The following is a 24544-nucleotide window of genomic DNA, read 5'->3' as shown; positions in this document are numbered from 1 at the left end:
GCAAGAAGCATCAGCTTACATAGGCGAAGCGGCGCTACCGGCTTCCACATCGGTGCCGGGACGCGTCGAACGGTCGTCGTCGATGCCGGGCAGGTGCAGGTCGGGCAGGTCGCTGATGACACCGGCGGCGGCTTGCTCGCCGCGCACTTCCGAGGCGGTTTCGCTGCGGTCAGTGCCAGCCATGTGGGCCTGGTAGTTGGTTTGGGTGTCAAAGGGGCGCGGGCCGACCAGACGGGTCAGGTCTTCCTGTTGAAGTACTTCCTTTTCCAGCAGCTCCTTGGCCACTACTTCCAACTCGTGGCGGCGCTCGGTGAGCAGCTCCTTGGTGCGGGTGTAGGCGTTTTCGATGATGGTCCGAACTTCTTCGTCAATCAGCTGCGACGTGGCTTCCGAATACGGCTTCGAGAAACCGTACTCGCTCTGGCCCTTGGAGTCGTAGAACGACACGTTGCCGAGCTTGGCGTTCATGCCGTACATCGTCACGATGGAGTAGGCCATTTTGGTGATGCGCTCCAGGTCGCTCAGGGCGCCGGTAGAAATCTTACCAAACACCAGCTCCTCGGCGGCCCGGCCACCCAGGGCCATGCACATCTCGTCAATTAGCTGCTCGGTGTTGTACAGGAACTGCTCCTTGGGCAGGTACTGCGCGTAACCGAGGGCCGCCACACCGCGGGGCACAATGCTCACCTTCACCAGCGGGTCGACGTGCTCCAGGAACCAACCCGCGATGGCATGGCCGGCTTCGTGGTAAGCCACAATGCGCTTCTCGCCGGGCGAAATGATTTTGTTTTTCTTCTCCAAGCCTCCAATCACGCGGTCAATAGCGTCGGTGAAGTCCTGGTCGGTGATGAATTTCTTGTCGCGGCGGGCGGCAATCAGGGCCGCTTCGTTGCAGACGTTGGCAATCTCGGCGCCGGCAAAGCCGGGCGTCTGCGCCGAGAGGCGGCGGGCGTCCACGTCGGGGCCCAGCGTCAGCGGCTTCAGGTGCACCTGGAAAATCTCGGTGCGGCCGTTAATGTCCGGCTTGTCGATGCTGATTTGACGGTCGAAACGACCGGGGCGCAGCAATGCGGAGTCTAGGGTATCAGGGCGGTTGGTAGCGGCGAGGATGATAACCCCGGAGTCGGTACCAAAACCGTCCATTTCCACCAGCAGCGAGTTCAGCGTGTTCTCGCGCTCGTCGTTGCCGCCGGGCGTGGAGCCGCGCGAACGGCTACGGCCCACGGCGTCAATCTCATCAATAAAGATGATGCAGGGCGCCTTGGCTTTGGCTTGCTTAAACAAGTCGCGCACCCGGGCCGCACCCACACCCACAAACATCTCCACAAAGTCGGAGCCCGAGAGCGAGAAGAACGGCACGTCGGCCTCGCCGGCTACGGCCTTGGCCAACAGCGTTTTGCCGGTACCGGGAGGGCCTACCAGCAAGGCACCCTTGGGGATTTTACCACCCAGAATGGTGAACTTGCTGGGGTTCTTGAGGAACTCCACAATCTCCTGCACTTCTTCCTTGGCTTCCTCAAGGCCAGCCACGTCTTTGAACGTGATTTTCACCTTGTCGCCGCCTTCAAACAGCGCGGCCTTGCTCTTGCCGATGCTGAAAATCTGGCCGCCGGGGCCACCGGCGCTGCCCATGCGGCGCATCAGGAACCAGAAGCCGACAATCATCAGAATGATGAAGCCGTAGGTGCCGATGTAGTCGCCGGGGCTCTGGCGGGAATCAATGTTGAGCGGCAGGCGCTGGGTAGCCGGCACGTCCTTCTGCAGCTCTTCCAGCTTCTCCTGGAACGCCTTGGCGTCCACGATGGGGAAGTAGAACTGCGCGCCGGTAGTGGCCGTGCCAAACGGGGTGCGGCGCGTGAGCTCCCGGGCGTACTCGGTTTTGCGCAGGGCCTCGGGCTTGAGGCTCACCTCTACCATCTTCTCGTTGATGACGGTGATTTCGCGCACGTCGCTCGCCGTGAGCATCTGCTCGAAGCGCTGCTGGTTGATTTTGGTAGGCGAGTTGGTGTTGTTCACCCACATCACCCCCATCAGAAACAACAGCAAGCCAGCCAACACCCACAGTTGCATGCCGGGCCGGGGATTGGGCGCGGGCATCAGGGGCTTCTTTTTCTTATTGTTATTAGGATTTTTATCCGACATGAAAATAGCTAGTTAAATCAGGTATAACTACAGGCCCAACACCCCGCCGAAAGCAAATGTTCGGATTGGAGTAGACGCTTCACCAGCGTATTTATTTTAACCGGGCTGGCGCAATTAGGCCGGCTCGGCTTCGATGTAGCTGATGTCGGCGTCGCCCCACAGCTCTTCGAGGGCGTAGAACTTGCGGCGGTCGCGCAGGAACACGTGCACCACCACGTCGACGTAGTCCAGCAGCACCCACTCGCGGTTGGTGCGGCCTTCGGTTTGCCAGGGACTTTCGCCGGTTACTTTTTCAATTTCTTCTTCCACCGAGCGGGCCACAGCATCAATCTGGGTATCGGAATTGGCCGAGCAGATGATAAAATAGTCGGCAACGGCGTTTTTGAGCTCTTTCAAATTCAGCACCACGATGTCGGACGCCTTCTTGTCCTGCATCCCGCGGATGACCAAATCTGCCAATGTGTCTGAATCCTGACGGACCAACGTGCTTTTCATATTGAGGTATTAGGTTTGAGCTTTGCAGCCGAAAGTCTACGAAGTTAACGAAACGCGAAAGAAGGAAGTGGTTGTTACCCCCCAAACCTTGTTCACGGGCCAGCAATTGCTGTGGTTGCCGGCGTGCGCCTCCACCAACACGGAGGCCCAGGCCCTCATAGTCCAAAACCGGGCCAGCGACGGCTGCACCGTAATTACGGACTTTCAGACCGCTGGCCGGGGCCAGCGCGGCAACCAGTGGGAGGCCGCTCCCGCCGAAAACCTGATGCTTTCGGTGGTGTGGCAACCCACGTTCCTGGCCGCCGCCCAGCAGTTTTTATTGAGTCAGGCGGTGGCCCTGGGCCTGCACGACTGGGCCAGCGCGCTGCTCGGCGCCAGCCCCAAACTCAAGCTAAAATGGCCCAATGACTTGTACTACGGCGACCAAAAGCTGGGCGGCGTGCTCATTGAAAACAGCCTGAGCGGCACAAAGATTCAACACAGCGTCATTGGTATTGGGCTGAATATCAACCAACAGCAGTTTGCGTTGCCCACGGCTACTTCTCTCAGCCAGCTCACGGGGCGCGCCTATGCCCGCGAGGTGCTGGCGGCGCGCCTGCTGGAGTGCCTGGAGCGGCGCTACCTGCAGCTACGGGCCGGGCAGGTGGGGCAGCTGCGGCAGGCGTACCTGCAGGCGCTCTACCGCTACCAGGAGACGCATTTATTTTTGGTGGAGGGCCGGCAGGTGAGTGGCCAGATTGTCGGGGTGGAAGAAGACGGCCGCTTGGCCGTAGCGGTCGGAAACGAGCTGCGGCGCTTCGGCATGCAAGAAATCCGGCACCTGTAGCAACCTTTCCGGCCTTTTTGGCATCGAGGTTCCGAGCGTTTAAATTTTTAAATAAATTAATCGCGCGGGCATCCGGCGGGCTTCCTACTGGGATATTTATTCACTGGCCAAACAACTTTTGGCTCCTTTGATAGTCTATCAATCCGTTGGGCGGCGCCTTGCGTTAGTTCTATGTTGCGGGGACGATTCCGGCACGGTGCTTGTCTTTGTCCTATTCGGGCTTCTGCCCTTTTTGGCTCACCTTTTTCTGCTTTCGATATGAAACTCTTTACGCAGTTTGTTGCCTTCTTCGCCTTGCTGGCTTTGCCGCTGGTGCCGTCGGTAGCGGCCAACATCACCATTCTGGTGGGTGACAACTATTACCGCGGCCCAGGCAACACCACGGGGGTTTCCGACCTGCGCACCATCAGCCTGGGCGATGTGGTGACCTGGAGCTACGTGGGCCAGTCCAGCCACCCCACGGTATCGGACATTGCCGCTTGGCCCACTTTTGCGATGGATAACGCCAATAAGACGCGCTCCATCACCTTCAACACCCCGGGCGTGTTTCCGTACCACTGCCAAGCCCACGGCGCACCCGGCTTCGGGCAATACGGCGTGCTGACGGTGGTGGCCACCCCTTCGGCCGCGCTCGATGCGCGTACGGCAGGCATCACCCTCAACGTGTACCCCAACCCCACCCGCGGCCAGATAACGGTGCAGCTGAACCAGAAGCCTGGCGCCGACTACAAGCTGCGCGTGAGCAACATCATCGGGCAGGAGGTGCGCACCATCGCCCTCAAGCCGGAGCTCACCGCCGCCGGCCTGCCCGTGGACCTGAGCAACCTGCGCGCCGGCGTGTACTTCTACAGCTTGGTGGTAGACGGCAAAGTGGCCTCTACCAAGCGGCTGGTGCTGCAGAACTGACCTTTTTTTTGGGATCGAGAAACGAAAAGCAGCTTATGGCTGCTTTTCGTGTTTTTGGCCTGTTCGGCGGCCGCATCGGGGGCTTGGTCCCGGCTTGCTGCGAGGACGGCGCGGACCAGGGCGCTGATTAGCCCAAAAATATGGAGCCCGAACATCGTGCAACTGCAACGTTGCAATGCCTACTTTTGACCTTTAGCTACTTTCCCAACTTTCGTTTCCCGACCCTCTGCCTGCTGCGTTGGCCGTTGGGGCCTGCGCTCTTTCTGATTCTATGCGTTCCTTCAAAAGCCTGAATAACCTCGTTGGCTGGCTCGTTTTCGCCATTGCTGCCGCCACGTACTTCCTCACCCTGGAGCCCACCGCTTCGTTTTGGGACTGCGGCGAGTTCATAGCCTGCTCTTATAAGCTACTGGTGCCGCACCCCCCCGGCGCGCCTACCTTCCTGCTGCTGGGCCGCATGATGTCGCTGCTCGCGTTTGGTGACGTGACCAAGGTGGCGGTGCTCATCAACGCTCTGTCGGGCCTGAGCAGCGCCTTCACGGTGTTGTTTCTCTTCTGGATTATCACCCGCATGGCCCGTAAGCTGGTGCTGCGCGGCGACGCCGCCACCAACAGCCTGGCCGCCGAATCGGTGGAGCCCAGCAGCTCCCAGACCCTGCTCATACTGAGCGCGGGCGTGGTGGGAGCCCTGGCCTTTGCCTTCTCCGACTCGTTCTGGTTTAATGCCGTGGAGGGCGAGGTATACGCCATGTCGGCCCTTTGCACGGCGGCCGTGGTCTGGATAATGCTCAAGTGGGAAGCCCACGCCAGCGAGGCCGACTCCGACAAGTGGCTCATCCTCATTGCCTACGTCATTGGCCTGAGCATCGGCGTGCACTTGCTGAACCTGCTCACGCTGCCGGCTCTGGGCTTTATCTACTACTACCGCCGCACGGCCAATCCTACTACCAAAGGAGGCATTATAGTACTGGTGGTGAGCATGGTGATTGTAGCGTCCATCATGGTGGGCATCATTCCGGGCCTGCCCACGCTGGCCGGCTCGTTTGAGGTATTCTTCGTCAACACCATCGGCCTGCCCTTCAACTCGGGTCTAATACTCTTCCTGGTGCTGTTTGCGGGCCTGATTTACGTTGGCTTCCGGCAGTCGGTTCAGCGCCGCAGCCAGCTGCTGAACACGGTCATGTTGTGCTTCGTGTTTATCCTAATTGGGTATTCGAGCTACCTCATCGTGCCGATTCGCAGCTCATTTAAGCCCACCATCAACGAAAACGACCCCGAGAACGTCCTTTCGTTTGTAAGCTACCTGAAGCGCGAGCAGTACGGCTCGCGGCCTCTGCTCTACGGCCCGCACCTGTTTTCGCAGCCCGACCACTACGAGGAAGGCACCCCCCGCTACGCCCGCGACCTGAAAACTGGCACCTACAAGGAAATTCTGCCCCGCCAGCAGGAAGCCGGCTACCCCGACGGCGACAAGATGCTGCTGCCGCGCATCTACAACTACGAGCCCGACCAGGTGGCCAACTACAAGAAGTGGGTGGACATCCAGGACGGCGTGAAGCCCAGCATGGGCCAGAACCTGGGCTTCCTGTTCCGCTACCAGATGGGCCACATGTTCTGGCGCTACTTTATGTGGAACTACGTGGGGCGCGAGTCCGACGTGCAGCAGGCGGGCGTGGTCACGCCCTTCAGCCCCAGCGCGGCCAATCTGCCGCCGCGCATTGGCGAGAGCCCGGCGCATAATAATTTCCTGGCCCTGCCGCTCATTCTGGGCCTCATTGGCTTGTATTTCCAGAGCCGCCGCAACAGCAAAGACGCCTGGGTGACCGGCCTGCTGTTTCTGATGACCGGCCTGGCCATTGTGTTCTACCTCAACCAGCCGCCGCGTGAGCCGCGCGAGCGCGACTACACCTTTACGGGGGCCACGTTTGCCTTTGCCATTTGGATAGGCTTGGGCGTGCTGGGCCTGGCCGAGCTGCTGCGCAAAGTGGTGAAGGCCGACGGCCTGCGCGCCGGCCTGGCCCTGGTGGCGGGCCTGCTCATCCCCGGCATTATGGTGGCCCAGGGCTGGGACGACCACAACCGCTCCGACCGCTACAACTCGGTGGACTCGGCCAAGAACCTGCTCAATAGCTGCGCGCCGAACGCCATTCTGTTCACCAACGGCGACAACGACACCTTCCCACTCTGGTACGCCCAGGAGGTGGAAGGCATCCGGACCGACGTGCGCGTGGCCGTGCTCAGCTACCTGAACACCGACTGGTACATTGCCCAGATGAAGCGCCGCTCCTACAAGTCGGCCCCGTTCCCCATCAGCATGGGCGAAGACCGGTACGCCCAGGGCACCAACGACATGCTGCCGTTCGCGGCCAACCCGTCGGTGCAGAGCGTGAACCTCAAGGAGTTCATTCAGCTGGTGCAGAACAACAACCCGCTGCTGCAGGTGCAGTACCAGGAAGGCGGCCCGGGCATGATGTCGTTCCCCACGCCGAACTTCTACCTGCCCATCGACACGGCGGCCGTTAAGAAGCTGGGCATCATCCCCAAGGACCGCGAGAAGCAGCTGGTGTCCCGCATGGAGTGGAGCATGGGCAAGCGCGCCATTGAGAAGAAAAATCTGGTGATTCTCGACATGATTGCCACCAATAACTGGGAGCGCCCCATCTACTTCAGCTCCACAGTGAACCCCGGCGACTACATGAACCTGCAGCCCTACTTCCAGCTCGAAGGCATGGCCTACCGCCTGCTACCGCTACGCGACCCCGCCTACGACCCCCGCAGCGGCGAGGAAGGCTACGTGGAAAAGGACATCACCTACCAGCACCTGCTGAAGGATTTCCAGTACCGCGGCCTGCAGGACCCCACCATTTTCTACGACGAAAACCACCTGCGCTTCCCGGCCAACTACCGCGACAAGTTTGCCCGCCTGGCCACGGCGTACCTGGCCGATGGCAACGTGGCCAAGGCCCGGGAAGTGGCCGTCAAGGCCCTGGAGCTGATGCCGGATAACACCATTCCCTACGACTACTACTCGCCGCAGCTGGTACCGGCGCTGGTAGCCGGCGGCGAGAAGAAGCGGGCCGATGAAATTCTCGACACCATGACGCGCCGCTCGGAGCAGATGCTGGCCTACTACGCCACCAAGCCCGACGCCAGCCTGTTTGAAGACGACCAGCGCGGCTACCTCCTGGGCCTGCAAAGCGTGTACCAGGCGGCAGAGCGCAGCGGCGACGCCGCCCGCAGCACCAAGGCCCGCGGGCTGATGGAGCAATTTTACCCGCGCTAATAGGCGGGTTGTAGTTGAAAAAAAGAGGCCGGTTCGCAGTGCGCGAACGGCCTCTTTTTGCTTAACTGAATAGTCGTATGAACAAAGTGAATGAGCAGACTCTGGTAGTAGCGTGAAGCGACGGTGAAAGAAAGTGCTACTGCCGGCGGTCGAAGCGGCCCTTGGTGATGGTGATGGTTTTGCGCGGGTCGAACGTGCTGGCTGCCGTGAATTCGAACGTGCCGGCGCTGATGTCGGCGTGTTTGTCCATTCGGGTCAGCACCACTTGCCCCGTGTGTTGGGCGCTGGTCACAAACGTTTCCCCGCCCGACCCAGCCAGGGTCACCGTGGCGTGGCTGAATATTTGAAGCGGGTCACCTTGCGGGTAGTACGAAGTGGTTCGGTTGAGCGGGTAGGTGCCGGCCACGCGGGTGCGCAAAAAGAGCAGGATGGTGGCCCGCCGATTCTGGTACCGGCCGTTGAGGCTCACGTAGTACACGCTGTCAAAAGCGAAGCCCCCGCTTAGGGCCGGGGTGGGGTTGCTCAGCAGGCTGCCGCCCGACTCGGCGGCCACGAACCCTTCGCCGTTGACCAGGCAGCCGCCCGTGTTCTTGCCCGACTGCGTGGCCTTGGGCAGCGCGTCGATTTCGTCTTTCTTGCAAGCAGAGGCCGTGAGCAAAACGGCGGCCAAGGGCAGGAACAAGTAGACTCGCATGGCGGGGAGTGGAAAAGGACAAATGAAATGCACGGGGAGAACCAAGAAAGTTTAGTGCTACTATATTGTGATGGCGCTCGTTATTGGCAGCCACTTGGCAACGGAGGACAAGGGGCTCTTTACTGCCGGCGGTCGAAGCGGCCTTTGGTGACGGTGATGGTTTTGCGCGGGTCGAACGTGCTGGCCGCCGTGAACTCGAACGTGCCGGCCGTGATGCCACGGCTCAGGTCGGCCCGGGTCAACACTACTTGCCCCGTGTGCTGAGCGTTTGTGATATAAAATTCCTTGGTGTCTGAAAACTCGCAGGCGGCATACCCAAGGGTGTAGCGCAACCCCGCTCGGTCCAAGTTGGGAGTGGTTTGATTGAACAAGTAAGTGCCGGGCGATTGTGAGCGAAAAAACAAGCGGATGCGCGTCTTTCCTCTGCTTGTTTTACCAGCCAAGGTTAAGTAATAAAGGCTGTCCTCGTAGAAGCCTCCCGCTAAGGCCGGAGTGGGGTTGCTCAGCAAGCTACCGCCCGACTCGGCGGCCACAAACCCTTCGCCGTTGACGAGGCAGCCGGCCGTGTTCTTGCCCTCCTGCGTGGCCTTGGGCAGCGCATCAATTTCGTCTTTCTTGCAAGCGCTGGTGGCCAGCAGGGCGGCCAGGCTGATGAACAGGTAGGGTTTCATGGCAGAAAGGGGGAGAGGGTCAATAGAGAAACTAAAATTTGCAATCGAAACGGCCTTTGGTGATGACCACTGAATCCGGCCCTTGGAATTCGCGCAGCATGGCCTCGAACGTGCCCGACACCACGCGCGCCACCGTGTCGTAGCGCGTGACTTCAACCCGGCCCACGGCCGCGGGGCCGGTGAGGAATTGCCGCGCCGGACTCGGTTGCGTAATGCCGTAGATGATGTACGACCGGTTGCCGGTGATGACCACGGGGCTGACGCCGTCGGTGATGGTGAACACGGCCGGGCCGGTGATGCGCGGCAGCACGATGTTGATGCCGGTATCATCCCGGTCAAACTTGCGCCCCATTACTACCGTAATCTTCCGTCCGCCCCTGATGTTGGACCAAATGGCGCCCACTGCTGGGCCGGGATACGCGCTACCCCGGCCCGGCCGATAGGGCTGGCCGTTGAGTAAGAAGTCGCCGGTGTCCTTTCCAGACTGCGTCGCGGGCACCAAGCCGTCGAGATCAAAGTCGTCTTTCTTGCAGGCGCTGGTGGCCAGCAGGGCGGCCAGGCCGAGGAACAGGCAGAGTTTCATGGCAGAAAGGGGGAGAGGGTTGGCGAATGCACGCGGAAGGATAGTTGTGATGTTATTATCTTATTGACAGCACGCATTATTGACAGCACGCAATAACCAGAGCTGAAGCCGACCAACGGCAGACCCAGCAAGCACCTTCATATCATAGCGTCAATTACCAGGAACTGCGCGGCGGCGCTACCAATCTGGTGGCAACCACGGGCTAAAGCTACTGGTTATCAGCACGCAGGTGATGCTGCGCGGCAGTACTATTTTTACCATTGTGGCACTTTTCAAAAGGCCCGGCGGGCGCTTTTTTCCTGTCACTTCCCCGCTTCATTCATCTCCTGCAGCCGTTTCATGCGTTTTCTTCGTTAGAAAAAAAGGACTTTACAATTTCGTCTTCATCGTGCCACGCCTCCCCTACTGTTCGCCCTTTTGGGTCCGCCTCGGCTGGCTGCTGCCGCTGCTGTGCGCCTTTGCTCCCCCCGCACCGCGCCCTGACTACGCCGGCCTGTACCGCGACGGCCCGCGCCTGGAAGTGGACACGCGCCGCGAGGGCGACAGCCTGCGCTTCTACCTGCGGCTGCCCGCGCCCGCCCGCCTGGGCCCCGGCCACGCGCTGCAGCTCACGGTGTGGCCCAGCTACGAAGCCAAGGTGCCGCTGTGGCAGGACAGCGTGCCGCGCCGCCAGCAGCACCCGCGCCCCGAAACGGAGGCCACCCGGCTCAGCTTCTGCGTGGCGGCGGCGCGCCTGCCGCGCGGGGCCGTGCTGGAGTTGCGCACCAGCCCCGTTGATGCCAAAGAAGACTACCAGGAACCCACCACCACGGCCTGGCTGCGCCTCACCGACGCCCTGCTGACGCGCCCGTTCGTGCTCATCGACTCCCTCGGCCAGCCCCTGCTGCGACGCTACGTGCAAGCCGGCGAACCCTTTGGCGTGGACCATTTCGGCCTCTACCAGCCCGTGCGCTGGAAACGCTACGCGGTGAGCCAGGTGGCGGCCCTGCCACCCATGAGCCGCTCCAACGCGGCGCCCGGCGGACCGGCGGTGCTGCCCGTGCTGGACTCCGCCACTACCCGCCCGGGCGAGCCGTTGCGTTTCGATGAGCCGGGCTTGTACAGCCTGCGCGTGGGCGGGGCGGGCGCAGCCCTGTCCGGCCCGCTGGCGGTGATGGTAGCAGACAATGACTACCCGGCCCTGACCACCGCCGCCGAGCTGATTGAGCCGCTGCGCTACCTCACCACCAGCCAGGAGCGCCAGCGCCTCACCAACGCGGCCGACCCGAAGCGCGCCGTGGATAAATTCTGGCTCGACATTGCCCAGGGCAACCAAAGCCTGGGCAAAGAACTGATACGCCGCTACTACGGCCGCGTAACGGCCGCCAACCGCTTGTTTGCCGCCCACAAGGCCGGCTGGCTCACCGACCGCGGCCTGCTGTACGTGGTGCTGGGGCCGCCGCCCAGCGTGCGGCGCCTCTTTACCGGCGAGGAACGGTGGTTTTATTCCGAAGGCGGCGTAAACGGCGGGCCCGTCACCTACACCTTCCGCCCCCGGCCTAGTACCTTTGCGCCTGATTACTACGAATTGGTGCGCCGGCCCGAGTACGAATTGCTCTGGTATGCCGCCGTTGAAAAATGGAGAACCCCACCGACCGCCCTGACCGGCCCGAACGTCCCGCGCGCCCGGTAGCCGGCCGCCGCTTCTACGACGGCGACAACCGCCCCGTCACCCCCAAGCAGTTCCGCCCCGAGCGCAGCGGCAGCGAGTTTGACGACCGCCCCGCCCGCCCCAAAGGCCGCGGCGGCAGCGACAACCGCGACGAAGCCGCCGGCGACCGCACCGGCCGCTCGGACCGGGGCGAAAGCCGTTCCCCCTACCGCGAGCGCAGCAATGAAGGCGGCGAGCGCGGCGGCAACGACCGCCCCCGCTACGAAAACCGCCCGGCCCAGGCCGCCAGCATCGACATGCTGTTTGGCCTGCGCCCGATTCAGGAAGCGCTGAACGCGGGCCGTACCCTGGAGAAAATTTTTCTGTTGCGCGGTACCAAAAACAGCCTCGTGACGGACATTTCGGCTGCCGCCCGCGCGGCCGGCATCCAGGTGCAGCTGGTGCCCGTGGAGAAGCTCGACAACCTGACCCGCAAAAACCACCAGGGCGCGGTGGCCTTCGTGTCGCCCATTGACTACGCGCCGCTCGACAGCATCGTGTCCGGTTTGTTTGAGGAAGGCAAAGTGCCGTTTTTGCTGCTGCTGGACCGCATTACCGACGTGCGCAACTTCGGCGCCATTGCCCGCACCGCCGAGTGCCTGGGCGTGCAGGCCATCGTAGTGCCCGGCCGCGGCGCCGCCCAAATCAACGGCGACGCCTTGAAAACGTCGGCGGGCGCGCTGAACATTCTGCCCGTGTGCCGCGAAAACAACCTGCACGAAACCATCCGATTTCTGCAGCAGTCCGGCGTGACCGTGGTGGCCTGTACCGAGAAAGCCGACGAAGCCGTGGGCGCCGCCGAAGTGGATTTCACCGGCCCGGTAGCCGTGCTCATGGGCTCGGAAGAAGACGGCATTTCGCCGGACCTGCTGAACCTGGCCGATGTGAAGCTCAAAGTGCCCATGAGCGGCCAGATTCAGAGTCTGAACGTGAGCGTGGCGGCTGGCATCATGCTGTTTGAGGTGGCCCGGCAGCGGGTTTCTTCAGGCAAATGAGAAAGCTGAGCTGGCTGCTGGCGGGCCTTTTCCTGTTGAGCCTGTATGGTTGGTTCAACAACAGAATCAGCTACAAATACGAAGCTGAGTTTGCCGAAAAGAAGTTGCTTGCAACCGGAGGTTCCCAGGCAGCGCTTTCCAAAGTGCGGGCTCGCGGCCAGCAGCTTGACCAGCAATTACTCTTCCTCAAAGCCGCTTCAATCGGCTTGATTATAGCTATTTCGCTCAGCGTTTACAAGACCCCGAAGTCATAGCCATCGCCAAAATGCCCACAAAAAAAGCCTGCTGTTCAGCAGGCTTTTTTTATTACTATGTCTCAGGCTCCCCTCTCTTTTGGAGAGGGGCTGGGGGTGAGGTTTTTGGCCGCTAGTTATACCCCGCGCCCTTCTTCGCCTTCACATCGGCCACGAAGTCCTTCACGCGCTGCTCCTCACTGCGCTTGCAAATGAGCAGCACGTTGTCGTACTCGGCCACGATGTAGTCTTCCAGGCCCTGCACCACTACGAGGCGCTCGGGGGGGGTTTTGATGACGCAGCCGCTGGTGTCGTAGAGCAGCACGTCGCCGCTAACCACATTTTCATTCTCGTCGCGCTGGCCGATGCGGTGCAGGGAGTCCCAGGTGCCCACGTCGCTCCAGCCGAAGTCGGCGGGCAGTACGTACACGTTGTCAGCCTTTTCCATTATCCCGTAGTCGATGCTGATGTTGCGGCAGCGCGAGTAAGCCTGGCTGATAAATGCTTCTTCCTGCGGCGTACCGAGCATGGCGGCACCTTCTTCGAATACCTCGGCAATGTCGCTCAGGTAGTGACGAAAGGCGGCGATGATAACCTCGGCACGCCACACAAACAGGCCGGAATTCCAGAGAAAGTCCCCGCTCTCGACGAACATGCGGGCCAGTTCCAGATTTGGCTTTTCGGTAAAGGTTTTGACCTTGTGCAGCTGCCCACCGGGCAAGGACTGGTCGTCCATGTACTGAATATAGCCGTAGCCGGTATCGGGCCGCGAGGGCTGAATGCCGAGCGTGATGAGCACGTCGCTGGCCTGGGCCGCGTCCACGGCAACGCCAATGAGGCGACGGAACTCGTCTTCGCGCAGCACGGCGTGGTCGGCCGGGGTCACGATAATAGTGGCCTGGGGGTCGCGCTTGGCAATACGATAGCTGGCGTAGGCAATGCAAGGCGCCGTGTTCCGGCCAATGGGCTCGCCCAGAATCCGGTCCAGCGGCAGCTCGGGCAGGTGCTCGTGCACCAAGTCAGTATAGTCGCGGTTCGTGACCACAAACACGTTTTCGGGCGGGCAAACGCCGGCAAACCGGTCCACGGTAAGCTGGAGCATAGACCGCCCCGTACCCAGCACGTCATGAAACTGCTTGGGGTGATGGGTGCGGCTGAAGGGCCAGAATCGGCTGCCAATACCGCCGGCCATTACAATGAGGTAGGTGGAATTCATATCGGTAAAGGTAAGCGGTGGCTTAAATCTAAGGCGGAAGCGGTGGCCCACCGGCTGCCCGGAGGTTGCGCTGCAACATACGCCCTAAACCAGCCCTTCCCGCAGTAAATCGTGCAAGTGAATGAAGCCGGCAAACTGTCCGTCTTCCGTTACCACCAGTTGGGTGATGTTGCGCTGCTGCATCCGCGCCAAGGCCTCGGCGGCAAAATCCTCCACGTCGATAGTGGCGGGGTGAGGCGTGAGAATATCCCGGGCCTTCAGCTTTTCCAACTCAGAAAAGCTGCCGAGCATGCGGCGCAGGTCGCCATCGGTGATGATGCCGGCAAGCTGGCCGGCAGCGTCGAGCACAGCGGTGGCACCGAGGCGCTTGCCGGATATTTCCAGCAGCACTTCCTTTAGCGGGGAATCTTCTGTTACCTGGGGGCGCTGGTTCTGGCGGCTCAGGTCGCCCACTTTCAGGTAGAGGCGCTTGCCGAGGGTGCCGCCGGGGTGCAGGCGGGCAAAATCAGCGGCCGTAAACTGGCGGCTTTCGAGCAGGCACACGGCTAGGGCATCGCCCAGGGCCAGGGCCGCGGTGGTACTGGTAGTGGGAGCCAAGTTGTTAGGGCAGGCCTCCTTCGTTACCGGGGCGTGCAGAATGTAGGTGGCCTGCTGGCCGAGGTAGGAATCGGCGTTGCTCACCAGCGCGGCCAGCGGCACGCCCTTGCGGCGCAGCAGCGGCACCAGCACCTTTATTTCGGGCGTGTCGCCACTCTTGCTGATGGCCACCACGAAGTCTTCGGGCTGAATCATGCCCAGGTCGCCGTGAATGGCGTCGGCGGCGTGCATGAACAGGGCCGGCGTGCCGGTACTGTTGAGTGTGGCTACTATTTTACCGGCAATGTGGGCGCTTTTGCCAATGCCCGTGACCACCACGCGGCCCTTGAGTTGCAGAATGGCCTGCACGCAGCTCACAAAATCAGGGGTGGCAGCAAGGGCATCGGCCACGTCGTGCAGGGCGGCGGCTTCGGCGTGCAGCACCTGGCGGGCAATGGCGAGCACATCGGCAGAAGCCGGGGCCGGGCCAGCAAGGGAGGGGTCTGTAAATTGAGCGGAAGCAGGCATGAGCGAAGCAGAAAATGGAGCTACAAAATTGCGGAAAAGAACCTAAGCCCCACTCCCGGCGCGCATGCTGCAGCCCGGCATCAGCGCAAAGCTGACCAGGCGCGACCGCCAGTCTCAGAATCGTCTATTACTGGCACGCTCCCGCAATGAGGCTATTCAGCTACCTTTTGCTTCCCCTTGAGCGAAATACTCGCGATTTAGTGTGACTGAATTGTTTTCCACAATTCACGAAAAACACCATTTTTTTACGTCGGAAAACTAGGCTAGTGCTTATCTTCGTTAAGAACCGGGCCATCTGCCTGCCTGCCACCTGAGCTTACGTCCTATGCCATCTGCTGCCCTCCAAGAAGCCCCGCCCCTCGTCGCCGAGTTAAAACACACACTGAAAGAAGTATTTGGCTTCGGCCAGTTTCGGGGCACCCAGGAGGCGGTAATCCAGAACATCCTGGCCGGGAACAACACGTTCGTCATCATGCCCACAGGGGCCGGCAAAAGCCTGTGCTACCAGCTGCCGGCGCTGGTGCTGCCGGGCACGGCCATTGTCATTTCGCCTCTCATCGCCCTGATGAAGAACCAGGTGGACCAGCTGGGGGCGTTTGGGGTGAATGCGCAGGTGTACAATTCGACGCTGACCAAGACGGAAATGAACCGGGTGAAACGGGACGTTATCAGCGGCGACGTGCGGCTGCTGTACGTAGCGCCCGAGAGCCTGACCAAGGACGACACCATTGAGTTTCTGCTGAAATCAACCATCAGCTTCGTGGCCATCGACGAGGCCCACTGCATTTCGGAGTGGGGCCACGATTTTCGGCCCGAGTACCGCAAGATTCGCGGCATCATCGACAACCTGGGCGGCAACGTGCCCATCATCGCCCTTACGGCCACGGCCACGCCCAAAGTGCAGCTGGATATCCAGAAAAACCTGCAGATGGACGACGCCAGCGTCTTCAAAACCAGCTTCAACCGCACCAACCTCTACTACGAGGTGCGCGCCAAGCACAACACCAAAAAGCAGCTCATTCAGTACGTGAAGCTGCACAAGGGCAAGGCCGGCATTATTTACTGCCTCAGCCGCAAGAAAGTGGAGGAAATAGCCGAGCTGCTGCGCGTGAACGACGTGCGCGCCCGCCCCTACCACGCCGGGCTGGACCAGCAGGTGCGCATCGACAACCAGGACGCTTTCCTTAATGAGGAGTGCGACGTGATTGTGGCCACCATTGCCTTCGGCATGGGCATCGACAAGCCCGACGTGCGCTTCGTGATTCACTTCGACGCGCCCAAATCCATAGAGGGCTACTACCAGGAAACCGGCCGCGGCGGCCGCGACGGCCTGGAAGGCAACTGCCTGATGTTCTACAGCTACGACGACATTCTGAAGCTGGAAAAATTCAGCAAAGACAAGCCGGTCACCGAGCGCGACAACGCCCACCAACTGCTGGCCGAGATGACCAACTACGCCGAAAGCGCCGTGTGCCGCCGCCGGCAGCTACTGCACTACTTCGGCGAGCAGCTGGACACCGACTGCGGCTTCTGCGACAACTGCCGCCACCCTAAGGAACGGTTCGAGGGCGAAGCTGCCGTGGGCCTGGCCCTGCGCGCCACGGTGCAGACGGAGGCCCGCTTCAACCTCAACCACATTGGCCAGGTGTTGCTGGGGCTGAACAACCCGCACATTGAGAGCTACGCCCACAACGCCCTGCCGGTGTATGGCCAGGGCAAGGCCCTGGGCGACGCGCAGTTCTGGCACTCGGTGCTGCGCCAGTGCCTGCTGAACGGCTTTTTGGAGAAGGATATCGACAGCCTGGGCTTGGTGCGCATTACCGACAAGGGCATTGATTTCATTGAAAACCCGCGCTCCATCACCCTCACGAAGGACCACAACTTCGACGAGGAGCAGAAGGCCGACGAGGAAAAGGAGGAGGTACAACAAGCCGCCGGGCACGACGAAGCCCTGTTCACGCAGCTCAAAGAGCTGCGCAAGCAGGTGGCCAAGCAGAAAAACCTGCCGCCCTACGTCCTTTTCCAGGACCCCAGCCTGAAGGAGATGGCCACCACTTACCCCACCACCCTGCACGACCTTACGCACGTGTCGGGCGTGGGCCAGGGCAAGGCCAGCAAGTTTGGCGCGCCGTTCGTGGCCGCCATCAAGAAGTACGTGGAAGACAACGACATCGAAACCGCCGAGGACGTGGTGGTGAAGTCGGCCGTGAACCGCTCAAAAATCAAAATCTACATCATCCAGCAAATCGACAAGAAGATGATGCTGGAGGACATTGCCTCGTCCAAGGGCATCAGCATGGCCGAATTGATGGAGGAAATTGAGCACATCTGCTACTCCGGCACCCGCCTGAACATCGGCTATTACCTCAACGAAATGGTGGAGGAAGACCGCCAGGAAGAAATCTACGACTATTTCATGTCGGCCACTACGGACAACATTGCCGTGGCCATGAAGGAGCTGGGCGACGAGTTCAGCGAGGAGGAGCTGCGGCTGGTGCGCATCAAGTTCATCAGCGAGGTAGCCAACTAGACCACAGATTTAACAGATTTTAACGGATTGAGACGTGTTTATTGTGGTTCCGCGCGCTATGGTTTTTGGTGATGACAGGGTTGCTTAATCTTGAGGAATATAATCAGTTGACGCATGCCATTATTGGGGGCTAGATGGCGGTGCATCGGAAGTTGGGACGTGGGTTTCCGGAAGTGGTGTTTCAACGGGCGCTGGCCATCGAACTTTTCAAGCAAGGGCTGAAAGCCGAGCGGGAAATTGATTTACCTATTTATTATGATGACAAAAAAGTCGGCTCCCGCAGAGCCGACTTTTTTATTGAAAGGCGAGTATTAGTTGAGATGAAAGCGTTGGAAGCGCTTGTGCCCGCACACCACGTCCAGATTATCAATTACCTAGAAGCCTTTAAAGTCCCCGTTGGCCTCCTGATAAATTTCGGCGCATCCAGCCTCGAATTCAAACGTTTCGTAAAGACACTCAAAAAGTAGTGGCCCAAAGCGGAACCACAAAAAATCCGTCCTAATCCGTTAAAATCCGTTAAATCAGTGGTCCTGTGTGGGTAGTATTTGCCTTGTTGGCGGCCATTGCGGCGGCTTCCGTCGTCACGCTGTCGAAAGCCGGCCTCAAGAACGTACCGCCCAGCCTTGCCTTTGCCATTCAGGCCGTGCTGATTCTCCTAGTTTCGTGGGGCACCGTGGTGTGGGAAGGGCTGCTGCCCGAAATCGGCAAGGTTGACCGTAGAAGCTGGCTGTTTCTGATTGGGGCCGGCGTACTTGCGGCCGCGTCGTCGCTGCTCTCGTTCCGGGCGCTGTCGCTGGGCAATGCCTCGCGGGTATCGCCCCTCACCAACGTGTCGCTGGTGTTTGCGGTCGTGCTGGCCGCGCTGTTCCTGAAGGAGAAGCTTACCTGGCAAATTATGGTCGGGGCCGCGCTTATGGCGGGCGGGGCCATCCTCATTGCCGTCGGCGAGCCCGATGAGAAAGCGGAGGCCCAACAAAAAAATGGTCGCCCCGAAACCGGAACGACCATTTACGAAGCCAATCCAAATGCTTGATTTCAGTGGCTAATGGCTAGTGGGCAGCGGTCAATCATTGACCGTTAATCGCTGCCCATCAACCGCTATAAAATCTAGCAATACTCTTCAAACGCGCCTTGCAGGTTGTTCACAATGCGCATGGCGTCGGAGCCTTCGATGTGGTAGCGCTCAATCATGTGCACCAACTCGCCGTCTTTGAACAGGGCGATGCAAGGGGACGAGGGAGGATATGGGAGCAGGTGCTCGCGCATCTTAGCCACGGCTTCGGTTTCCATGCCGGCAAATACGGTCACTAGCTTGCCGGGCTTTTTGTCGGCGCTGGCCAAGGCCATTTTCAGGGCCGGGCGGGCCTTGGCAGCGGCGCAGCCGCACACCGAGTTCACGGCCACCAGCACGGTGCCTTCGTTCGAAGCCAGCGCGGAATCCACTGCTTCGGGGGTCATCAGTTGTTCAAAACCAACCTCAGTGAGGTCCTGGCGGATGGGCGCCACCATGTATTCGGGATAAACTGCCATTGTCTTATCGTTAAAAAGCGGCGGGGCCGCGTGGACTGTAAAAGTACGAAGGTCTAAAGCATCGGCGGCCGGGGAAAGTTTCGGGGCGGGTTCTCAGCGGCTGCCGTAGCGCTGCCCAAAAAAGTCGCCCTTGTTCCAGGTTGGCCGCACCGGATTCTGCGCCACTTGGTAGCCAATCAGAAAGCAGAGCTGCACGTACTTCTTACCGGCCTCGAAGTCGAAGAGGCCGTTGATATCGTCTTGGGGTTTGTGGTAGGTCACGGCGCGCCACTTCTGCACGGTCTCGTTGAGGTTGTTTTTGCCGTCGGCGGTTTTGTTGCCGTATTTGAGGTGAAGGGCGGGAATGCCGGCGGTTACGAAGCTGTACTGGTCGCTGCGGATGAAGCGGTTCTGCTCCGGCTCGGGGTCTTGTTCCAGGGTGATGCCCATGTAGGCGGCGGCTCTGGACACGGGTTGCAGCAGGCTGGAATGCTGCCCACCCAGCGCCACCACCGACAGCAGCGGCGCGATGATGGTGGGCATGTCCATGTTCACGTCGGCCACGATACTGGCCTTGGGCACCGTGGGGTTGGCGGCGAACGCGGCCGAGCCCAGCAGGCCCAGCTCCTCGCCGGTCATCAGTACGAAAAGCATGCTGCGCTTAGGTTTTTCCTTAAGCTTAGAGTAGATTTTGGCTATTTCCAGCACGCAGGCCACGCCCGAAGCGTTGTCGTGCGCGCCGTTGTTGATGGAATCGCCCCGCACCGGGGCGGTGATGCCCAAGTGGTCGAGATGGGCCGAATGCACCACGTACTCGTCGCGCAGCCTGGCATCGGAACCCGTGAATTTGCCCACCACATTGAAGCTCTCGATGTCCTGGTAAGTGGATTCGGCGCTGGCGCTCACGGCGGTTTTCAGCGGGGCCGAAGCAGGCTTGCCGCTCTTAATGGAGGCGAACATCTGGGCCGTGTCCAGCCCGGCGGTTTGCATGAGGCGCTGGAAAGTGGCGGCGTTCACGGCCGCGTAGAGCTGCTGGCGGCTGCCCACGGCAAAGGTGCGCGAAGCGGCCACTTTGCCGTTGGGCCCGAGCACGCTGTAGGTGCCGCGCTTCAGGTCGGGCAGGGTGCCGGCGCGCGTCGAGGCCACCACCAGCCCCACGGCGCCGTGCCGGGCCGCCGCCTGCAAAATGCCCGATAAGTCCTGACTGGCCGCGGCCACCGTGGAAGCAAACGTGCGGGGCGCCCCGCGCACTATCACCACCACTTTGCCCTTCACATCGAGGCCGGCGTAGTCGTCGTAGCCCAGCTCGGGCGCGCTGATACCGAAGCCGGCAAAGGCCAGCGGCGCATCCTGCACGCTGGTGGCGGGCAGCTCCGGGCTGGGGTACACAATGTAGTCCTGGCCGGCGGTGAGGGGCATAGCGCCTTGCGCACCCATAGCCGCAAACGTGGCGCCGGGCTTGAGAAAGGCCTTACGCAGGCGCACGTTCTGAATGTAGGTACCGGCGTCGCCAGCGGGCTGCACGCCCAGGCTTTTCAGCTGTTTGGTCACGTAATCTACGGCCATTTGGTAGCCGGGCGTGCCGGCTTGGCGGCCCTGCAGCTTGTCATCGGCGAGGTAAGCAATGTGGGCTTTGATGGCTTCGGGCTGCACCTGGGCCAGCGCCGCAGCCACGGGCTTGGGAACGGTGAGCGGGGCTTGCGAATGGGCCAGGCTGGCTGTGAGTAAACTGGCGAGTGCCGTTTTCAGAAAAAGCGTTTTCATATTCAAACAATGAGTTGTGCACGTTAAGCAAACGAGCGTTTCCCGCAGAGGTCGCAGAGGTGAAACCGCAGAGGTTCGCAGATTTTTAGCGGCTACCTCTGCGGTTTCACCTCTGCGACCTCTGCGGGAAAAATGGTTGCGCGTAAGTTCTCTATCTCAAAGCCAGAATCTGCTTTAGCTCGGCGGCGGTCACGGTGAGCAGGCCTACTTTGGGCAGGCGCTCGGTGAGGACGCGCCAGTTGGGCTCCTGCTTGAAAATGGGGCGCAACAGGGCCAGCGCGGCGGGCACCTGCTGCTTATTGGCCAGCGTGATGGCGTGCCAGTACTTCATTTCCAGGTTTTTGGGAAACATCTTTTCGGCGGCTTCATACTCGCGGATGGCGGCAGGCATGTCGTTTTTCTCCACGGCCAGGTCGCCGGCGTTCATGTGCTCGTAGGCGCGGTGCAGGCTCAGGAGGCGGCGCATCTCGGGGAGCGGAGCGGCGTGGTCGTCCACGCGCAGGTCCACGAGGCGGTCGGCCCAGGGGCCTTCGGTGGTGGTGTCGCGCACCACCAGCAGCGCGGCAGATTGCCGACCGCGGATGTCGCCGCCTACGGCCTGGGCCGCTTCCAGGGCGGCCAGCACCCGCTCGGCCAAGGGCAGCTTGGCGCTTTGCTCGTAGGCCTTGGCCATGGCGGGCCAGACTTTATCCGAAAGCATCATGTTGGCCTGCACCGAGAACTGGGCGCCCTGCTGGTGGCCGGCCATGTCCACGCACTTCTGGCCGGTGTGGGTGGCCACGCGGCCCTGGTTGTCGAGAATGGCGACCTGGCGCACGTCGCGGCCTTCGTCGTTGGCCAGCAATTCATCCAGCGCCTGCTGGGCCGATTTGCCGCTTTTCAGCAAGGCCAGCCCGCGTAGGCCGAATGATTTGTTGGTGAACGACTGCGTGGCCACCACGCCCACCCCGGCCTCGCCCCAGCTCACGGAAGTACCCACCGAAAACCAGTGGCTTTGCACGGCCACCGCCATTTCGCCGGTAGCAGGGTCGCGCGCCACAATGCTGAACGTGTGCGCAAACGGGTCGGTACTGGAATACATCTGCGCCGCAGCGGGCAGGCATAACGAGAGGAGCAGCAGGAAGGAAAGCAGGTATCGGTAAACCATGTAAAAACGGGTGAGATGGGAATGATGCAGCCAAGTTACGCGGCGAAAAACCACGGGTACGCCCCGGTGGCCAAACCCAAATCAACCTGCCGGGTTTACCTTGCCTCCCTCCTGCCCCATGCCAACCCATCAGCCGCCCGTTGTTCGCGTTTCCCACCTTAGCAAGCACTTTGGGGCGCACGCCGTGGTGCAGGATGTCTCGTTTGAGCTGGCGGCCGGCGAAACCCTGGTACTGCTCGGCCCCAGCGGCTGCGGCAAAACCACGCTGCTCAAGATGCTCAACCGGCTGGTTGAGCCCGACGGCGGCACGGTAGAAATCAACGGCCGGGACATCCTCGCGCAGCGGCCCGAACTCCTGCGGCGGGGCATCGGCTACGTCATTCAGCAAGTGGGGCTGCTGCCGCACTATACCGTGGCCGAGAATATTGCGGTGGTGCCGCGCCTGCTGGGCCACGCCCCGGCCGCCATAGCAGACCGTACCGAGGCGCTGCTCACCCGCCTGCACCTGCCCCCCGCCCGCTACGCCGGGCAGCTGCCGCACCAGCTTTCGGGCGGGCAGCAGCAGCGCGTGGGCCTGGCCCGCGCCCTGGCCGCCGACCCGCCCATCGTCCTGCTAGACGAGCCCTTCGGCGCCCTCGACCCGCTGACCCGCGCCAGCATCCGGCGCGAGTTCCGGGAGCTGGAAGAATTACGCAGCAAAACGATAGTTCTGGTAACCCACGACGTGACCGAAGCCTTCGAGCTGGCCGACCGGATTTTGCTGCTCGACGCCGGCCAGCCGCAGCAGCTGGGCACGCCCCGCGAGCTGCTCTTCCGGCCCGCCAACGAATTCGTGCGCCGCTTCTTCGCCGCCGAGCGGCTGGCGCTACAGTTGCGCACCCTAACGCTGGCAGACGTTTTTGTCGAAACCTCGCATTGGAATATGGCCGATACTAACCGCCGTGATTCCGACAATCTCAATTCCCAAATCACCGTAAACGAGGCGTTGGAAAGGCTGACCAGCGCCGATACGGCGCTCCCGTCATTCCCCTTCACCGTGGCGCAGCTGATGGCGGCTTTCGGCGAGGCCCTGCAACGAGAGGAGGACGCATGGAAACGCTAAGCGCGCTGCTCACTTTCTGGCACGAGCAGGCCGGCAAGCTCGGCGAGCAAACCCTGCAGCACATTGGCCTGACGGCGGTTTCGCTGCTGCTGGCGGTGCTGCTGGGCGTGCCCGTGGGGCTGTGGCTGTCGCGCCGGCCGCACTGGGCCCCGGCGGTGCTGGGCCTGGCGGGCGTGCTCCAGACGGTGCCCAGCATCGCGCTGCTCGGCTTTCTGATTCCGCTGCTGGGCATTGGGCCGAAGCCGGCCATATTTGCGCTGTTTCTGTATTCACTGCTGCCCATCATTCGCAACACGCTGGCGGGCATTCAGGGGGTGGCGCCGGCGGTGGTGGAAGCGGCGCGCGGCTTGGGCCTGACCGACGACCAGGTGCTGCGCCGGGTGGAACTGCCGTTGGCCCTGCCGGTGCTCATGGCCGGCATCCGCACGGCGGCGGTGATAAACGTGGGCGTGGCCACGCTGGCCGCCTATGTTGCGGCGGGCGGGCTGGGCGAGTTCATCTTCGGTGGCATTGCCCTGAATAACCCGGCTATGATTCTGGCCGGCGCCCTGCCAGCCGCCGCCCTGGCGCTGGCCTTCGATGCCGCGCTGGGTGCTGTGCAGCGGCTGAGCGCCCCGGCGCCTGGGCCGGGTGGGCGCGGGCCTGCTGGTGGCGCTGCCGCTGCTGGGGGCCCTGTACCTGCTGCCCCGCGCCACGGGCAAGCTGCTGGCCGGGTTCAGCCCCGAATTTGTGGGCCGGGCCGATGGCCTGCCCAGCCTCACCAAAACCTACGGCCTCACGCGCCTGCCCAACGTGGTGCTGGCGCCCGCGCTGGTGTACGAAGCCGCCCGCAACGCCAACGTGGACGTGATAGACGGTTACTCCACCGACGGCCGCATTCGGGCCTACAACCTGCGTGTGCTGCACGACGACCGCCGCGTGTTTCCGCCCTACTACGCCGTGCCCGTGGTGCGGCCGGCGCTGTTGCGTGAGCACCCGGAGCTGGCGCCCGTGCTGGCCCTGCTCGCTGGCCAGATTTCGGATTCGGTGATGACCAACCTGAACTACCGCGCCGACTACCTGCACCAGTCGCCCCAAGCCATTGCCGAGGGCTTTCTGCGGCGGCGGGGGCTGTGGCGGGCACCCCGGCCGGCCGTGGCCGGCGCGCCCGTGGTGCGCCTGGGCTCCAAGATTTTTGCCGAGCAGTACATTCTGGCCGAAATGTATGCCGCCCTCATTCGCGGCAACACCGGCCTGGCCGTGCAAACCAAAACCGGCCTCGGCGGCACCACCATCTGCTTCGAGGCCCTGCGTGATGGCGCCATCGATATGTATCCCGAGTACACCGGCACCGGCCTGCTAGTGCTCTTGCAGCCCACGCCCGCCGTGGTTGACTCCCTGGGCGGCCGGCCCGATACCGTGCTCCACTACGTGCGCACTGAATTTCGCCGCCGCTACAACCTGGAGTGGCTGGCCCCGCTGGGTTTCAACAACACCTACGCACTGCTCATGCGCCAGCAGCAGGCGCAGCAGTTGAGCATCGCAAGCGTGTCGGATTTGGGGCAGTATTTGCGGCACTAAACGACTATGGACTGGAAGTCCATAGGTTTGGGTTGCGAATGGAATTCGCGGGTTTCGGCTAAAGCCGACTGAAAGAAACCACTGAAAGTGGGTT

At 61.6% G+C, this 24544-nt stretch carries 20 protein-coding genes and 1 pseudogene; 11 read left to right on the top strand and 10 right to left on the bottom strand.

Annotation, left to right across the window (positions count from 1 at the left end; all coding sequences use genetic code 11):
• Nucleotides 1-15: 15 nt before the first annotated feature.
• A complete protein-coding gene (gene ftsH, locus BEN47_RS09570) occupies nucleotides 16-2142 on the bottom strand; it encodes an ATP-dependent zinc metalloprotease FtsH (protein ID WP_070727719.1) in 2127 nt (708 codons plus the stop codon).
• A 114-nt stretch (nucleotides 2143-2256) separates the two neighbouring features.
• Nucleotides 2257-2637, bottom strand: a complete 381-nt coding sequence (gene rsfS / locus BEN47_RS09565) for a ribosome silencing factor (protein ID WP_070727716.1) — start codon at nucleotides 2635-2637, stop codon at nucleotides 2257-2259.
• A gap of 67 nt (nucleotides 2638-2704) precedes the next feature.
• On the opposite strand from rsfS, the gene BEN47_RS09560 reads away from it, so the two are divergent.
• The 3 genes from BEN47_RS09560 to BEN47_RS09550 all read left to right on the top strand — a co-directional run bounded on the left by BEN47_RS09560 (nucleotide 2705) and on the right by BEN47_RS09550 (nucleotide 7652).
• A complete protein-coding gene (locus tag BEN47_RS09560) occupies nucleotides 2705-3463 on the top strand; it encodes a biotin--[acetyl-CoA-carboxylase] ligase (protein ID WP_070727790.1) in 759 nt (252 codons plus the stop codon).
• A gap of 258 nt (nucleotides 3464-3721) precedes the next feature.
• The gene (locus BEN47_RS09555; RefSeq protein WP_070727713.1) at nucleotides 3722-4369 is read left to right on the top strand and encodes a T9SS type A sorting domain-containing protein; all 648 of its coding nucleotides are present in this window, start codon (nucleotides 3722-3724) and stop codon (nucleotides 4367-4369) included.
• A gap of 271 nt (nucleotides 4370-4640) precedes the next feature.
• Entirely contained in the window at nucleotides 4641-7652 is a 3012-nt protein-coding gene (locus BEN47_RS09550) for a glycosyltransferase family 117 protein (protein ID WP_070727709.1), read from the top strand.
• Nucleotides 7653-7788: 136 nt separating this feature from the next.
• On the opposite strand, the gene BEN47_RS09545 is transcribed toward BEN47_RS09550, so the two are convergent.
• The 3 genes from BEN47_RS09545 to BEN47_RS09535 all read right to left on the bottom strand — a co-directional run bounded on the left by BEN47_RS09545 (nucleotide 7789) and on the right by BEN47_RS09535 (nucleotide 9600).
• Nucleotides 7789-8346, bottom strand: a complete 558-nt coding sequence (locus BEN47_RS09545; protein ID WP_125921598.1) for a Riean_0653 family protein — start codon at nucleotides 8344-8346, stop codon at nucleotides 7789-7791.
• Between the two features lie 119 nt (nucleotides 8347-8465).
• A complete protein-coding gene (locus BEN47_RS09540) occupies nucleotides 8466-9017 on the bottom strand; it encodes a Riean_0653 family protein (RefSeq protein WP_070727703.1) in 552 nt (183 codons plus the stop codon).
• A 31-nt stretch (nucleotides 9018-9048) separates the two neighbouring features.
• Entirely contained in the window at nucleotides 9049-9600 is a 552-nt protein-coding gene (locus BEN47_RS09535) for a Riean_0653 family protein (protein WP_070727701.1), read from the bottom strand.
• A gap of 388 nt (nucleotides 9601-9988) precedes the next feature.
• Between BEN47_RS09535 and BEN47_RS09530 the strand changes: the two genes are divergently transcribed.
• From BEN47_RS09530 to BEN47_RS09520, 3 genes are read left to right on the top strand one after another with little or no spacing between them, the layout of a single operon-like run.
• Nucleotides 9989-11272 carry a GWxTD domain-containing protein gene (locus tag BEN47_RS09530; protein ID WP_070727697.1) on the top strand — a complete coding sequence of 428 codons (1284 nt, stop codon included), beginning with the start codon at nucleotides 9989-9991 and terminating at the stop codon, nucleotides 11270-11272.
• Nucleotides 11218-12285 carry a 23S rRNA (guanosine(2251)-2'-O)-methyltransferase RlmB gene (gene rlmB / locus BEN47_RS09525; protein ID WP_083322288.1) on the top strand — a complete coding sequence of 356 codons (1068 nt, stop codon included), beginning with the start codon at nucleotides 11218-11220 and terminating at the stop codon, nucleotides 12283-12285. Before BEN47_RS09530 ends, rlmB begins: the two co-directional genes overlap by 55 nt.
• Nucleotides 12282-12539 (top strand): hypothetical protein, encoded by a 258-nt coding sequence (locus tag BEN47_RS09520; RefSeq protein ID WP_070727694.1) that lies wholly within the window; start codon nucleotides 12282-12284, stop codon nucleotides 12537-12539. Before rlmB ends, BEN47_RS09520 begins: the two co-directional genes overlap by 4 nt.
• Before the next feature lie 112 nt (nucleotides 12540-12651).
• Here the strand turns inward: BEN47_RS09520 and BEN47_RS09515 are convergent, their stop codons facing one another.
• On the bottom strand, nucleotides 12652-13734 hold the full coding sequence (locus BEN47_RS09515) for a mannose-1-phosphate guanylyltransferase (protein ID WP_070727691.1): 1083 nt from the start codon (nucleotides 13732-13734) through the stop codon (nucleotides 12652-12654).
• A gap of 84 nt (nucleotides 13735-13818) precedes the next feature.
• Entirely contained in the window at nucleotides 13819-14838 is a 1020-nt protein-coding gene (locus tag BEN47_RS09510) for a KpsF/GutQ family sugar-phosphate isomerase (protein ID WP_070727690.1), read from the bottom strand.
• A 325-nt stretch (nucleotides 14839-15163) separates the two neighbouring features.
• Between BEN47_RS09510 and recQ the strand changes: the two genes are divergently transcribed.
• From recQ to BEN47_RS09495, 3 genes are all read left to right on the top strand, one after another.
• On the top strand, nucleotides 15164-17368 hold the full coding sequence (recQ, locus tag BEN47_RS09505; protein WP_070727687.1) for a DNA helicase RecQ: 2205 nt from the start codon (nucleotides 15164-15166) through the stop codon (nucleotides 17366-17368).
• A gap of 134 nt (nucleotides 17369-17502) precedes the next feature.
• Nucleotides 17503-17835, top strand: coding sequence for a GxxExxY protein (locus BEN47_RS09500; RefSeq protein ID WP_239691555.1), 333 nt, complete (start codon nucleotides 17503-17505; stop codon nucleotides 17833-17835).
• Between the two features lie 65 nt (nucleotides 17836-17900).
• Nucleotides 17901-18401 (top strand): EamA family transporter, encoded by a 501-nt coding sequence (locus tag BEN47_RS09495; RefSeq protein WP_083322287.1) that lies wholly within the window; start codon nucleotides 17901-17903, stop codon nucleotides 18399-18401.
• Between the two features lie 74 nt (nucleotides 18402-18475).
• On the opposite strand, the gene BEN47_RS09490 is transcribed toward BEN47_RS09495, so the two are convergent.
• From BEN47_RS09490 to BEN47_RS09480, 3 genes are all read right to left on the bottom strand, one after another.
• Nucleotides 18476-18898, bottom strand: a complete 423-nt coding sequence (locus tag BEN47_RS09490) for a BrxA/BrxB family bacilliredoxin (protein ID WP_035567043.1) — start codon at nucleotides 18896-18898, stop codon at nucleotides 18476-18478.
• Nucleotides 18899-18991: 93 nt separating this feature from the next.
• Nucleotides 18992-20641 carry a M28 family peptidase gene (locus BEN47_RS09485; protein ID WP_070727681.1) on the bottom strand — a complete coding sequence of 550 codons (1650 nt, stop codon included), beginning with the start codon at nucleotides 20639-20641 and terminating at the stop codon, nucleotides 18992-18994.
• 151 nt (nucleotides 20642-20792) lie between these two features.
• Nucleotides 20793-21788, bottom strand: a complete 996-nt coding sequence (locus tag BEN47_RS09480) for a DUF1028 domain-containing protein (RefSeq protein ID WP_070727677.1) — start codon at nucleotides 21786-21788, stop codon at nucleotides 20793-20795.
• Between the two features lie 118 nt (nucleotides 21789-21906).
• On the opposite strand from BEN47_RS09480, the gene BEN47_RS09475 reads away from it, so the two are divergent.
• Complete coding sequence (locus BEN47_RS09475) at nucleotides 21907-22890, top strand: ABC transporter ATP-binding protein (RefSeq protein ID WP_070727674.1); 984 nt, start codon at nucleotides 21907-21909, stop codon at nucleotides 22888-22890.
• Nucleotides 22878-24450 (top strand): annotated as a pseudogene (locus BEN47_RS23090) (ABC transporter permease/substrate-binding protein). Before BEN47_RS09475 ends, BEN47_RS23090 begins: the two are co-directional and overlap by 13 nt.
• The last annotated feature ends 94 nt before the right edge of the window (nucleotides 24451-24544 follow it).

Origin of the sequence: Hymenobacter lapidarius, assembly GCF_001816145.1 — a bacterium.
Lineage (GTDB): Bacteria > Bacteroidota > Bacteroidia > Cytophagales > Hymenobacteraceae > Hymenobacter > Hymenobacter lapidarius.
This window is presented reverse-complemented; position numbering and strand designations above follow the sequence as displayed.